This window comes from uncultured Desulfosarcina sp. (assembly GCF_963664155.2).
Lineage (GTDB): Bacteria > Desulfobacterota > Desulfobacteria > Desulfobacterales > Desulfosarcinaceae > Desulfosarcina.
Map to the genome: position 1 here is coordinate 907,095 of NZ_CAXXXH010000002.1, position 14,023 is coordinate 921,117.

At 50.9% G+C, this 14,023-nt stretch carries 12 protein-coding genes and 1 pseudogene; 12 read left to right on the top strand and 1 reads right to left on the bottom strand.

Features of this window, described 5'->3' with window-relative positions; genetic code table 11:
• Positions 1 to 7 precede the first annotated feature (7 nt).
• Positions 8 to 1,849 carry an excinuclease ABC subunit UvrC gene (uvrC, locus tag ACHZBS_RS28215; protein WP_319409873.1) on the top strand — a complete coding sequence of 614 codons (1,842 nt, stop codon included), beginning with the start codon at positions 8 to 10 and terminating at the stop codon, positions 1,847 to 1,849.
• On the opposite strand, the gene mdh is transcribed toward uvrC, so the two are convergent.
• On the bottom strand, positions 1,841 to 2,773 hold the full coding sequence (gene mdh / locus ACHZBS_RS28220; protein WP_319409874.1) for a malate dehydrogenase: 933 nt from the start codon (positions 2,771 to 2,773) through the stop codon (positions 1,841 to 1,843). The two genes, uvrC and mdh, sit on opposite strands and share 9 nt — an antisense overlap.
• Positions 2,774 to 3,099: 326 nt before the next feature.
• Here mdh and ACHZBS_RS28225 point away from each other — a divergent pair, with 326 nt between their 5' ends.
• The 11 genes and pseudogenes from ACHZBS_RS28225 to ACHZBS_RS28275 all read left to right on the top strand — a co-directional run bounded on the left by ACHZBS_RS28225 (position 3,100) and on the right by ACHZBS_RS28275 (position 13,960).
• Positions 3,100 to 4,014: a hypothetical protein gene (locus tag ACHZBS_RS28225; RefSeq protein ID WP_319409875.1), complete on the top strand. Its 915-nt coding sequence runs from the start codon at positions 3,100 to 3,102 to the stop codon at positions 4,012 to 4,014.
• A gap of 102 nt (positions 4,015 to 4,116) precedes the next feature.
• A complete protein-coding gene (locus tag ACHZBS_RS28230) occupies positions 4,117 to 4,731 on the top strand; it encodes a GTPase domain-containing protein (RefSeq protein ID WP_319409876.1) in 615 nt (204 codons plus the stop codon).
• Positions 4,732 to 4,746: 15 nt separating this feature from the next.
• Positions 4,747 to 5,955, top strand: a complete 1,209-nt coding sequence (locus ACHZBS_RS28235) for a cyclic nucleotide-binding domain-containing protein (RefSeq protein ID WP_319409877.1) — start codon at positions 4,747 to 4,749, stop codon at positions 5,953 to 5,955.
• 53 nt (positions 5,956 to 6,008) lie between these two features.
• Positions 6,009 to 6,359, top strand: coding sequence for a PilZ domain-containing protein (locus tag ACHZBS_RS28240; protein ID WP_319409878.1), 351 nt, complete (start codon positions 6,009 to 6,011; stop codon positions 6,357 to 6,359).
• A gap of 115 nt (positions 6,360 to 6,474) precedes the next feature.
• On the top strand, positions 6,475 to 7,371 hold the full coding sequence (locus ACHZBS_RS28245) for a phosphoribosylaminoimidazolesuccinocarboxamide synthase (RefSeq protein WP_319409879.1): 897 nt from the start codon (positions 6,475 to 6,477) through the stop codon (positions 7,369 to 7,371).
• Positions 7,361 to 7,549: pseudogene (locus ACHZBS_RS28250) on the top strand (ParB N-terminal domain-containing protein); the annotation flags it as partial. The gene ACHZBS_RS28245 and the pseudogene ACHZBS_RS28250, both read left to right, overlap by 11 nt.
• Before the next feature lie 225 nt (positions 7,550 to 7,774).
• The gene (locus ACHZBS_RS28255; protein WP_319409881.1) at positions 7,775 to 8,308 is read left to right on the top strand and encodes a hypothetical protein; all 534 of its coding nucleotides are present in this window, start codon (positions 7,775 to 7,777) and stop codon (positions 8,306 to 8,308) included.
• A gap of 316 nt (positions 8,309 to 8,624) precedes the next feature.
• A complete protein-coding gene (locus tag ACHZBS_RS28260) occupies positions 8,625 to 9,257 on the top strand; it encodes a TetR/AcrR family transcriptional regulator (RefSeq protein WP_319409882.1) in 633 nt (210 codons plus the stop codon).
• A 211-nt stretch (positions 9,258 to 9,468) separates the two neighbouring features.
• Positions 9,469 to 11,502, top strand: a complete 2,034-nt coding sequence (acs, locus tag ACHZBS_RS28265) for an acetate--CoA ligase (RefSeq protein WP_319409883.1) — start codon at positions 9,469 to 9,471, stop codon at positions 11,500 to 11,502.
• 158 nt (positions 11,503 to 11,660) lie between these two features.
• Positions 11,661 to 13,463 carry a sodium:solute symporter family protein gene (locus ACHZBS_RS28270; protein WP_319409884.1) on the top strand — a complete coding sequence of 601 codons (1,803 nt, stop codon included), beginning with the start codon at positions 11,661 to 11,663 and terminating at the stop codon, positions 13,461 to 13,463.
• Positions 13,464 to 13,732: 269 nt separating this feature from the next.
• Entirely contained in the window at positions 13,733 to 13,960 is a 228-nt protein-coding gene (locus tag ACHZBS_RS28275; protein WP_319409885.1) for a hypothetical protein, read from the top strand.
• Positions 13,961 to 14,023 lie beyond the last annotated feature (63 nt).

Genomic DNA, 14,023 nt, shown 5'->3' on the forward strand with positions numbered 1-14,023 from the left:
GACCGCCATGAAACAACCGCCTGACCGGTCCAATTCATCGAATCATCTTACCGGAATCATTCAATCCATTTCCGACAGTTCCGGCGTCTATCTGATGAAAGAATCCAGCGGGAAAATCATATATGTGGGCAAAGCCATCAATCTGCAAAAACGGGTCGCATCCTACTTCCAGCGCCAGGAGACCCACAGCGCAAAAACGGCCATCATGGTCGCCCGAGTGGCTGACATCGAAACCGTGGTTACCGCTTCTGAAAAAGAAGCGCTGATCCTTGAATCCAACCTGATCAAGCGACACCGGCCCCGATATAATGTGGTACTCAAGGACGATAAACGCTATCCTTCCATTCGAATCGACATCAACGCACCCTATCCCAAAATTGAAATCGTCCGAAAAACACCCAAAGACGGCGCTGTCTATTTCGGCCCCTTTTCATCCGCCCACGCCGTGCGGCAGACGGTCAAACTGATCAACAAAACGTTCCCGTTACGAAAATGCAGCGATCGCACCTTGAACCATCGGACCCGGCCGTGCATTCACCATCAGATGGGTCAATGTTTGGCACCCTGCTGTCTGGCGGTCGACGCGAAGGTATACCGGGGGCTTGTTAAAGAAGTGATGCTTTTTTTAAAGGGGCATACACCGGAATTGATCAGGCGGGTGCGCCGCCTCATGCTAAAAGCTTCTGCTGAACAGGAATTTGAAACCGCGGCGGCACTCAGGGATCGGATGGTTGCCCTGGAAAAAACATTAGAGCGCCAGGTGACCGTAACCACCGACTTTTTGGATCGCGACGTGATCGGCATCAGCGGCAGCAGTGACTTCAGGTTGGTGACCGTAATGACCCTTCGTCGCGGTTTTCTGCAGGGGGTCCGGCATTTTGAAATTATCCATGCCGCGCCCGAAAAAGGTGAACTGGTGGCGCAGTTCCTGGTGCAGTATTACCAGCAGACCCACGAGATTCCAGTCGAGGTGCTGGTACCGGAACTGCCGGAGGATAACACGCTGCTGGAAGAAACCCTGTCGGAATGGAGACTGAGGCGGGTGAGGGTTCGGAAACCCCAAAGGGGTGAAAAACGACGCCTTCTTGAAATGGCTGAAAGCAATTCAGAAAATATACTTCGCGAGCGGCTCCAGAAAGCGACCCTTGAATCAGCCGTACTCGAGGCACTGAAGCGGCGGCTACGCCTGGACCGACTACCGGCACGCATCGAATGCTTTGACAATTCCAATCTGGCTGGCACCAACCCGGTATCTGCCATGGTGGTTTTTGTGAATGGCCGACCCCACAAGGCCGGCTACCGCCATTACACCATCCGCACGGTATCTTCCCCGGACGATTATGCCAGCATGGCCGAAGTGCTTTTCCGGAGGTACGGAAAGCTCGGATCGTCCAACCCTGAACCGGACCTGCTACTGGTGGACGGCGGAAAAGGGCAACTGAATATTGCCGTTGCAGTGATAGACCAGTTGGGTCTGACAGGGCGGTTTGCCATCGCCGGCATTGCCAAAAAGGATGTGGAGAAAGAAGAAACCGAAGATAAGATCTATTTGCCGAATCGAACTAATCCCATCAATCTGGGTGCGGATGGCCGACTATTGTTGCTGCTTCAGCAGATCCGGGATGAGGCTCATCGCTTTGCCGTGACCTTTCAGCGTAAACAGAGGAACCGGAAGATGCTACAATCATCACTGGACGGCGTCCCTGGGGTGGGACCCAAACGAAAGCGCCTGCTGATGAAGCATTTCGGCAGCCTTAAAAAAATCCGGGCAGCCACCGTAGATGAACTTCGTGGACTGCCCGGTATTAATGCCAGGATGGCCGAAGCCATTAAACATGCCTTAACCTAGCTTGGCCAGGTCGTTTTTCAACTCCTGGACGGCCGCTGCGGATTTCATCAGCGCAACCTTTTCGTCCTCGGTCAGTGTGATTTCGATCACTTGTTCCATGCCGTTTTTTCCCAGTTTGACGGGTACGCCGATAAACAGGTCGTTGATTCCGTATTCGCCTTGGAGATAGGCAGCGCACGGCAGCACCTTTTTCTTGTCTTTCAAAATGGCTTCAGCCATTTCCACAGCGGCGGAAGCCGGTGCGTAATAGGCGCTGCCGGTCTTGAGCAGACCGACGATTTCAGCCCCGCCGTTGGCGGTACGCTTCACCAATGCATCGATGCGATCCTTGGCCATTAGTTCGGTGATGGGGATTCCGGCTACGGTGGAGTAGCGGGGCAGGGGAACCATGGTGTCCCCATGACCGCCCAGTACGAAAGCGTGGGTGTTTTCTACGGACACATTCAGTTCCATCGCAATAAACGCCCGGAATCGGGCTGAATCCAGCACCCCGGCCATACCTAGAACCCGATTCTTGGGAAACCCGGAAGCATCAAAGGCCACGTGGCACATGGCGTCCAGAGGATTGCTGACAATGATCAGAATGGCGTCCGGAGAATATTTTGCAATCTGCAGGGTAACACTTTTGATGATTCCGGCATTGGTGCTGATCAAGTCATCCCGGCTCATGCCGGGCTTGCGGGGGATACCGGCGGTGATGATGACGATGTCCGATCCTTCGGTAGCTTCATATCCATTGGTGCCGGTTAGTTTGGCATCGTGTTTTTCGATGGGCGCTGCCTCTGTCAAGTCGAGGGCCTTTCCCTGGGGAACGCCTTCGACGATGTCCACCAGCACCACATCGCAAAGCTCTTTTTCAGCCAGTCGCTGAGCAGCGGTGGCACCCACATTTCCGGCGCCGACAACGGTAACTTTTTTGTCCATAACAAGCTCCTTTTGGGGTTAACGGGTTAATATTTCGATTTTTTGAATTTGTACGAGAAAGAAAAAAACTTGATAACACACAGCCGCTCAATGTCAATATGTTTGTTTTATAAGAAGTTAGTTCTCAAATGTTGACAATAAAAGGGCAAACAGGATAAAACACCCACTGTGACAAAACATTAGGTTAATTGGGAATCATTTCACGCCGATTGCGGTGGGAAAAAGAAAAAGTAAAAACAAGCATTCCGTTTTGCGGCATTTCCCCTCCCGACACGATGGGGACGGCAGAACTACCGTAAGGCCGCCAGCGAAAAACAGGATCGTGAATGGACATCAGCCTGCAAATCAAATCCCTGCTGAATGAAGCCGAATTGTATCGCGCCCAGGGTCTCTTTCCCGAAGCAAAGGATAAGTACCATGCGGCGTCAGCCATGATCCACAAGATCGACAAGCTTAAGAACAAGGATAGCCTTCTGAAAGCTATTTCGGTGAAGATTCAATCCCTTGAAAAAAAGACGGAGAAAGTGGAAACCGGCCCCACCTCTCCTGAATTGTCTGAAAAGGGGCAGAACCTGATTAAAAGCCTGTTCGGTGAAAACGACCTGCAAAAAGCCGTTGCCCTGGCCAAATTCGGTCAATTCGAAAGGGCCATTACCGAATTGGAAGCCTTGCTGAAAGACGACGTGTACCGGGTGGATGCAGGTAAGAATATTATTCGATGCAAGATGGCTATCGCTTCTGTGGACGATGCCATCGACCAGTACCATCAATGGCTTTCCGGAGACCTGTTTACCGGCCATCAACTGGAGTCCATCAGGGCCTATCTTCAACCGATCATCGATCGAAAAGGCATCGATAAATCCCTTCCCGTGCCGGTTAGCGAGAGGGATGAAATCAATGCCGCCGATTCCGGGGGCATTGAATTCAGCATGCCCGAACCCGAAGAGGAAATCCTGGATATCACCTCCATCGGCATTACGTTTACCAGCGGCACCTTTAAGGGGAAAATGGTCGAGTTCGATGTCAATTTCCAGTCCGGCGGCATGTTGAGCCTGATCATTTCGAAGAATGACAAAACCTTGATCGACGAGTTGAAAAATGGAGATAGCCTGGACGACATCCAGTTTTACTCACCCATTGCCATGTTCAAGGGAACGGCTGTGGTTGCCAACAAAACGCAGATCAATTCCGGACCCAAACAGGGCGATTTTTGCCTTGACCTAAAAATTAAAAGCACCTGACGATTTATGAACGCTGCAGTCAATCTATGCATGCGGATACCGTATTGCGGCTAAACAAGGTCTCCAGCGCTTACATCATTACATCAGCTAAGGATAATCTTTATGGCCATTTTCAACCTGAAGAAAAGGGAAATCGAGTGTAAGGTCGTATACTATGGGCCAGGTCGGTGTGGCAAGACAACGAATCTCGAATATGTCTTCAAATCATACAAAAAACAGGTGACCGGTGAGATGGTTTCAATCAACACGGAAGGGGACCGCACCCTGTTTTTCGACTTTCTACCCATCGGATTGGGAAAAATAAAAGGATGCGACATCCGGGTGCAGCTTTACACCGTTCCCGGCCAGGTCAAATACAGCTCGACGCGGAAGCTTGTTTTGCGTGGTGTTGACGGCATCGTTTTCGTGGCGGATTCTTTGGAAGTGCGTCGTGAGAAAAACATGATCTCTTTGAAGGATCTTCAAAGCAATCTAAAGGAATATGGCAAAAGTATATTCAAGGTTCCCCTTATCATGCAGTACAATAAAAGAGACCTTGCGGATGAGGGAATTCCACTCATGTCCATCGAACAGATGGACCGTGACTTGAACCGGCAACTGAAAGTACCTTCTTTCCCAGGCAGTGCCATGAAAGGTACCGGGGTGGGAGTGACACTAAAGGCTTGTTTAATGGAAACACTGAAATCCTTGCAAAGAGAATTCAAGTGGGCAAAGTAGGGGCCGGTCCTACCGATGAATGAAAGTGTGGCACTATCGGGAAGCCTCGGCTTCCTCTCTTTGGGAGACATCATTCAGCTTCTTGGTTCAAGCGGCAGCACGGGTGTGCTCCGTCTGATCAACCGCTATGCACCGGATCCCGGGTTTATCTATTTTATCGAGGGCAATCCGATCAATGCCCAAAATGGAGATATCGACGGCCTCGATGCCCTCTACTCCCTTTTTGGATGGGTTAACGGGTCCTTTGAATTCACTCGAGAGGCCATATTGGCCGACAAGCGAATCACCAAAAGCCGGATGGGAATCATCCTGGAAGGCATGAAACTTCTTGATGACGGTCATATTAAGAAAGTAGGACCGGCCATTTCCACCGACAAAGCCGCCGATATGAAACGGTTGCTTTCCAAGACCGCCATCGTTAAGGGCCCACTCGTCGATTACATGTACGTGGTCGATGAAGAGGATTTTTTCGATGGTGAGCATATCGTGGAAGAGGGAAAGCATGGCAGCTGGATCTGGGTGATATTGGAAGGTGTTGTCGATATCGTCAAAGAGGTGGATTCGGGCACCATTCCCATCATCCGCATCGGCGACGGCTCTTTTATCGGCAGTATGGCATCTTTTCTGCTCCAGGGGCACATCCGTACAGCCACTGCCGTTGCCGTGGGCAATGTCCAACTGGGGGTTCTGGATTCTCAGCGTCTGGCCCAGGAATATGCCGGCATGTCTCTGGAATTCAGGACATTTTTAACCAGTCTGGACAAACGGCTTAAGCAACTGACCGAACGCATCGTGGAATACCATAACGGGAACGTTCAGACCGCCGATATTCTCAAAGATAAAAAGGTGCTCATCAGACAGGCAAAGACTGAAGAGGAGCAGCTTTACGTGGTTAAACAGGGCAGGGCATCCGTGGTCCGAAACACCGAAAATGGCCCGGTTGTGCTGTGCCATCTCTACAAAGGCGACTTTTTTGGAGATGTGCCTTTTCTGCACTTGGGGCAGGAGCCTGAAGGTGCATCCATTTATGGGTCTGAAAATATCAAAATCGCCAAGATCGAAGCCGTATCGCTGCATAAAGAATACAACCGGCTTTCGACAACGTTTAAAAACATTGTGGACAATATGGCCACCTGCATGTCTGTTACCGCAGACATCGTTTGCAGTTCCCCGGCTTCCAAAAATGCGGCAGCTGTGGATGCAAATGGTCGGCAGGGTGTATGAATGGTCGTATCCGGCATCGGTAACCCCTTACCATCGGGAAAAAGGTGAACCCCATGAACGAAAAGAGAAAACACTCCAGAGTGGAATCGATCTATCTGCTCAACTATGTTAATCTGGATGAAAACGATAAGGAAATGATGCAAGGCATGGGGCGCACGATTAACGTTTCTGAATCGGGAATCATGCTGGAAACCCACGTGCCATTCAGCGAGAATGATACGGTGGACGTCGTCGTGGGCCTCAAAGAGGATATGGTGACCATTCGCGGTAAAGTGGTTTTTAACCGGACCACAGAAACCGGCCGGTACCAGTCCGGCATTCAGTTTCTGGCTATTGAAGACGCATCTTTGGAAACCCTGCGGCGCTACATTGATGCATTCAACGCCATTTCCGCCAACGCATAAGGGCTTTGGATGGATTTTATGGTTTCTCAGGACCTGCGTTTCTTCATGGGGTACTGGACATCGGTTGAATCGACCCGAAGCTCAGTTTTTTTTGACGAAACAAGGAATTTTGGACATGAGCCGTGTTATTGAAGAAACTGATTTTCCCACTCTGAAATTGATTCAACGGGGCAAGGTCCGAGACATGTATGATCTGGGAGATGCCTATCTAATGGTAGCGACAGACCGTATGTCTGCATTTGACGTAGTTCTGCCCGATCCCATTCCCGATAAGGGCGTCGTCCTCACCCAGATTTCCCTCTTCTGGTTCGACATCATGGCCCCGTTGGTCAGCAATCACGTTATTACTGCGGATGTCTCTCGCTATCCTGAATCCTGCCGCCCTTATGCTGAGGATCTTCGGGGACGAAGCATTGTCGTCAAAAAGGCCCAGCCCCTCCCCGTGGAGTGTGTGGTCCGAGGCTATATTACCGGCTCGGGTTGGAAATCCTACCAGAAAGACGGTACCGTATGCGGCATCCAACTTCCTGAAAAACTGGTCGAATCCGATCGACTGCCTGTACCGATTTTCACGCCATCCACAAAAGAGGAAGTGGGCCAGCACGATATCAATATCGATTTTGATGAGATGGTTAATCGGATCGGCGCACCGTTGGCAGAACAGGTTAGAGAACTGTCGCTGGCCATCTATGAAAAAGGAGCGCAAATTGCAGGTGAAAAAGGTATTCTAATTGCCGATACCAAATTTGAATTCGGTCTGGTGGATGGAAAGCTCATCCTCATCGATGAAGTGTTGACCCCGGACTCTTCACGTTTCTGGCCCAAGGCCACCTATGCCCCGGGCGGCTCGCAGAAAAGTTTCGACAAACAGTATCTTCGCGATTACCTGCTTTCGCTGGATTGGGACAAAACCCCCCCCGGTCCCAGAATTCCCCAGATGGTAATCGACAACACCCGTGCCAAGTATGTGGAGGCGCTGTCGTTGCTTTCCGGCGATACTCATGGACTTTAAAATCACTTCCGTTTCACTGAATCAAATCGAAACGGGGAACCAAACATTTAAAATAACAACGAATACAGAAATAACCGAATTGGCGCTGTCTATCAGCGCCATCGGTCTTTTGCAGCCACCGGTGCTTAAAAAATCGCTGCGTGACTTCACGGTTGTTTGCGGATTTCGCCGAATTGCCGTTTGTGAGGCCTTGGGCATCACCAAGATTCCGGCACGAACACTCAATCTGGATTTTCCAAAGATAGCTTGTGCCCAGATCGCCATTTCAGACAATTCCTTTCAACGGAAACTGAACGTTGTTGAACAATCCCGTGCCTACGCATTGATCCAAAAATTTGCCGGCCGTTCATCTGACAGGCTCAAAATCCTCGAATCAACGGGATTGGCCTGCAGCCAAACCGCCATGGATCGTATTATACCGGTTGCCGGGATGCCGGTATCCCTGCAAGAGGCGATTATCGAAGGCAGTATTGCCCTTCCCGTTGCCTTGCAGATAAACCGTTTGGAACACGATGATGCCTTGGCCCTTTGCGGCTTTTTTCGACAGGTTACTACCGGGCTGAACATCCAACGAGAGTTGTTGGAATTGATTTCTGAAATCTCCTTCAGGGATGACATTCCCATCGCCGTGTTGATTGAACAGGCAGATATCGGTGAAATTATAGGTAACTCGGATTTTCCCGCGCCGCAAAAAGTCCAACATCTGCGGATGATGCTGAAGGCGAAACGCTACCCCGAATTGAGCATGGTCGAAGCGTCTTACTACCAAAAAGTGAAATCTCTCAAATTGAATCCCCACGTTCAAATCCATCCCCCTCGTTTTTTTGAAGGAAAGTCCTACCGTCTGAGTTTGACCGTTGATTCCCGCCGACAGCTAAAATCTCTGCAGTCTGAACTGGAAAAACTGGTTCACCATCCCAACCTGCTTCCTAAATAATACCTCCGCCGTCTATCCTTTATTCCAATTCGTCCATTTTACCAATAACGGAAAGTCAGCGAATATCTGCCTGATACATTTTGATGATGAAAAAGAGTAAATCGTCATCATTTCTGCCGTCATTTGTTATCCTGAATAAAATACAAATTATAAAAATAACGGTAAGTTGCATAATAATCGGCCTGCTCTTGCTACGCCGTCAACTAAAAATGCGTAAAAAATATGGTTTAAAGTAAAAAATATGAACAAATAGAACTTGACAAATATATGGCAAGATATATAACCTCTTACAAGAAATAAATGGAATTCATTTAATATGGGGATTCGGGAAAGAAAAGAGAGGGAACGCGAACGACGACGGCAACAGATCATGGTTGCTGCCAAGCGGGTCTTTACCAACAAAGGCTTTGCCAAGGCTACCATGGAAGATATCGCCAAAGAAGCGGAATTGAGCCCGGGCACCCTTTACCTTTATTTTAAAAACAAGGATGAACTATATGCCTCTCTTTCTCTTCGCATTCTCCAATACCTGATGATCCGCCTGGAACACGTGAACGCAGAACCGTTTATCGACGCGGCGCAGCGTCTCAACGCCCTTAAAGAAGCCATGTTCGACGTTTACGAATTCGATCCGCTTATCCTGATTAATATGTTTCACATGCAATCCAGTGAAACTCTGAAAAACCTGTCTCCCGACCTGCTTAGCCAAATTGAAACACTAAGCCGGAATTCCCTGAAAGTCATGGCAAATATATTCGAAGAAGGCATTCGAAAGAATGTGTTTGTGGATAAGCACCCAACCGCGGTTGCCGATATCCTTTGGTCTCTTTTTTCAGGCATCGTGCTTTGGGAAACCAGCAAAAAAATTATCAATGGCGAAAAAGATTTTCTAAAAGAAACCTTCGATACCGCCTTTGAAATATTTTCTCGTGGAATCATGCGGCGATAACCGGCGCATCTTCTTTTGCTACTTTGATACAACATTAAACCAAGAGGGATGAAAGGGGGGATTAAATCACGGGGAGGGGGCTTTTTTTCAAGTGCTTGAGAGGCATGAATTTTTAGATGCTTGGCAAAAAACCATAAGAAATACGTTGAAAAGAAGCCAGACACAGATCAGTCCGACTGAACTTATAACTTTAATCGGAGGAGAATGACCCATGGCAGAAAAAGAAGTTGTCGAAACATCAGAAGCACAAATTGCCGTACACTGGCAGGAAGAAGGATACTACTATCCGTCCACGGAGTTCGTCGCCCAGGCCAACATGACAGACAAAGGCATTTATGACCGATTCAGCCTGGATAATTTCCCTAATTGCTATAAAGAATATGCCGATCTGCTCACATGGTATGAATATTGGGATACCATCCTGGATACCAGCGATGCGCCCTGCTACAAATGGTTCAAGGGCGGCAAGATCAACGCCAGCTACAACTGCATTGACCGTCACCTGAAAAACAACAAGAACAAGACCGCCATTCACTTCGTTCCCGAACCGCTGGAAGAGAAGTACGAACACATCACCTACCAGGAACTCTATGTGCGGGTGAATGAATTCGCCGCCCTGCTCAGGGATTTTGCCGGCCTTAAACGAGGGGACCGGGTTACCCTGCATATGCCCATGGTTCCTGAACTGCCTATCACCATGCTGGCCTGCGCCCGTCTGGGCGTGATCCACTCCCAGGTGTTCGGCGGCTTCAGCGGTACCGCCTGCGCCGATCGGATCATCGACTCGGGCAGCAACGTCCTCATTACCATGGATGCCTACTATCGCAGCGGCACCCTCCTCGATCACAAACAGAATGCGGATGTGGCAGTCAAACATGCGGCCAAAGACGGCCAGAAAGTCGATAAGGTGCTGGTCTGGCAGCGCTATGCCGGCAAGTACTCAGCCAAGACCCCCATGGTCGAAGGACGCGATTTTTTCGTCAACGACCTGTTGAAAAAATACTACGGCGCCCGGATCGAACCTGAGCGCATGAATTCCGAAGATCCGCTGTTCCTCATGTACACCAGCGGCACCACCGGCAAGCCCAAAGGCTGCCAGCACGGTACCGGCGGGTATCTCGCCTACGTCACCGGAACGTCCAAGTTCGTTCAGGATATCCATCCCGAAGATGTCTACTGGTGCATGGCCGACATCGGCTGGATCACCGGTCACTCCTACATTGTCTATGGACCGTTAGCCAACTGTGCCTCCACGGTGATGTATGAGGGTGTCCCGACCTATCCGGATGCCGGACGATCCTGGCGCATCGCCCAGGACCTGGACGTAAATATCTTCCACACCGCCCCCACGGCCATCCGTGCCCTGAGGAAGATCGGTCCGGATGAACCGGCCAAATACAACTACCATTTCAAGCACATGACTACCGTGGGCGAACCTATCGAGCCGGCAGTCTGGAAATGGTACCACAAGGAAGTGGGCAAGGGAGAGGCCATCATCGTGGATACCTGGTGGCAGACCGAAACCGGCGGGTTCCTCTGCAGCACCCTGCCGGCCATCACCCCCATGAAACCGGGCAGCGCCGGACCGGGCATGCCTGGAATTCACCCCATCATCTATGACGACGACGGCAATGAGGTCCCCAGAGGGGCGGGAAAGGCCGGCAACATCTGCATCCAGAACCCCTGGCCGGGCATGTTCATGACCATCTGGGGTGATCGGGACCGTTTCGTGGACACCTACTTTGCCCGCTACTGCAAGGATCCTAAAAGCACGGATTGGCGGGATTGGCCTTACCTCACCGGCGACGCCGCCGTGGAGGCCGAAGACGGCTACTACCGCATCCTCGGCCGCATCGACGACGTCATTAACGTCTCCGGGCACCGTCTGGGAACCAAGGAGATCGAATCCGCCGCCCTGGTGGTGCCGGAAGTTGCCGAAGCCGCTGTGGTTCCGGTCAACCACGAGATCAAAGGAAAGGAACCTGATCTTTACATCGCGCTCAAACCCGGGTTTGCTGCCAGTGACGAACTGGCCAAGAAAATATCCGATGCGATCTGCGATCAAATCGGTAAGATTGCCAAACCGCGCAAGGTCTGGATCGTCAAGGATATGCCCAAGACCCGTTCCGGCAAGATCATGCGCCGGGTGCTGGGTGCCCTGTCCAACAACCGCGATGTGGGTGACGTAATGACCCTGGCCAACCCCGAAATCGTTGCCGAGATCAAAGAAATGGTAAAAAAATAAAATTCCAAACAAAACGGGCTGGATCGGGAACGGCTTCCGGTCCTGCCCGAAGGAGCCATGAAAGGAGGTGGTGGAGCACCCTGAGCGATCAGGAGAATCAATAACTTTTTTTGGCGGCCGGTCAACTTCATTGACGAAAAGGCACAGGAGGAAACATTATGGGTGGAACCACGTGGGTTTATATCATGTTGGGTCTTTATATTATCTACTGTTTTTACTGGGGGCTTAAAGGGTACTTTACGGAAAAGACCTCTTCCGGCTACTCCATCGCCGGACGATCCATTCCCTTTTTCGCCTTTCTGCTGGCAGCAACGGCGGCATCGTTTTCCGGATGGACCTTTATCGGCCATCCGGGCCTCATCTGGCGGGATGGCCTAGCCTATGCCTTCGCGTCGTTTTACGTTTTAACCATTCCCATCACCGGTACGTTCTTTTCAAAACGTACCTGGCTGTTGGGCAAACGCTACGGTTTTGTCACCCCGGGCGACATGTACGCCTACTATTTCAACAGTGAGGCGCTGCGCTTTTTGGTGGTAATTACGGCGGTACTTTACTCGGTGTTTTACTCGGCAGTGCAGCTGATGGCTTCGGCCGCCCTGTTCAACATCATTGCCGGTGTCCCGGTGACTTTCGGTGCCATCTTCATGGCGTTCATCGTCTGGTTCTATGTATGCACCGGCGGTCTGAAAGCCAGTACCTGGGTCGGCGTGATCCAGTTCATTCTGCTGGTGGGTGGCATTGTCATTCTCGGCTTGTACGTGGTTACTGCAGAGCAGTTCGGCGGTTGGTCGGGGTTCTCGGCGGCAGTTGCCAATCTGGATCCCAAGTTCCTTGAAGTGCCCCGGGTGATCAATCTCGTGGACTTCTTGGGTGGCGCACCGGGTGAAAATGCATGGACAGCAGTGATGATCCTCACTTACATGTTCGCCCTGATGGGAATTCAATGCTCGCCGGCGTTTACCATGTGGACCTTCGGCATCAAGTCCCCCAAACCCCTGGCATGGCAGCAAGCCTTCATGTCCACTTTCGTGGTCGGCTTTGCCCTGTTCTTTTTCACCGCCTTTCAGGGAATGGGCGCAAAAGTCCTACAGTTAGCCGGACACGCAGCCTTCCAGGATCTCAATAATGCCACGGTTGTTCCCACGCTGATGAATGAATTCCTGCCGCCCTTCATGCTGGGCATCGTGTTCATGGGCGCCATTGCGGCCATCCACTCCACGGCGGCACCGTATATCGGCACTGGCGGCTCCATTCTCCTTCGCGACGTTTACTGGCGCTATATCCGCAACCAGGAAGCTTCGCACGCCGAGCAGATCTGGATGAACCGCGTTTTTGCCACCGTATTGACCATTCTGGCGCTGGTGGTGGGCATGACCTCCAAGGCGGCCCTAGTTATCCTCGGCGCCCTGGCCACCGCCTTCGGTTTCGTGATGTACGTCCTTCTGGTAGGCGTGATCTGGGGGTTCAAATTCCCGCGCATCGGGGCGGTTCTCGGTGTCCTGGTCGGCATGATTGCCGTGTACGTTACTTATGCGATCTGGCCAAACCCGCTTTCCATGCACTGCGCCTTCTGGGGCACCTTCACCGGCCTGGTCGTCGCTTATATTTGCCGCGGGCTCGGTTTTAAGGATGACGAAGAAACCACCAAACGCCAGGCAGAAATCCGGAACTTCCTTGATGACATCGATGCGCCCAGTGCATCGGGCAAACAGTGGCGCAGCGTCATGAAGATCGCCACTCCCGTCTGGTATTTCTTTGCCATCGGCCCTGCCTGTATTCTCGGCAATAAGGCTTTCTCCTTTTCCGGGTTTACACCGCTGTGGTCCTGGCAGATCGCCTGGTGGATTTTGGGTATCGTCATGATGTGGGCACTGTGCTTCAAGGCAGAAATGTCCACCACCAGCGAAATCCAGATCGAACGGGCCGAAAAGGAAACCAACATCGTCATTAAAGAAGCCTAAATGCTTAAACGGTAAAGGAGGCATTACCCATGAAGAAAGAAGATATGTGGATGATTGGATTGGTTGTGTTTTCCATCCTGTGGACCGCATCTTTTGGATGGGGGCTGTTCGGGTAGGTCGAACGGTCTACTGTGAATTGATCCGGGCATCGGACGACGATTTGTTGCCGATGCCCGGAAAACAACATCTGACTGAGTGGGCACAGGGAGATTCCTATCCCTGTGCCTACTGAAAATTACCCTGTGTTCTGTTTAATAAAGGATGTCACCATGTCACTGAAACCTAAAACAGTTACCTGCCAGTGTGGCCACACCTTCACTTCCAATCGTGATCGAAGCTGGTGTGAAAAGTGTGCAAACGCCGTCTATTACCATGAAAAAGATAAAAACAAATACAAACTGAACAACATGTACATTACCGGCGTCATCGTCGCTGTCATCACTTTTTTAACCTACGTTTTTATGGAACTCATCGCTACACCGCTGCTGTCTTTGTAATTTGGAGGTGCTGCATCATCCTGTTGCGGGGTAGTCGACGGCTTTATCTTTTTTGCAATGCCC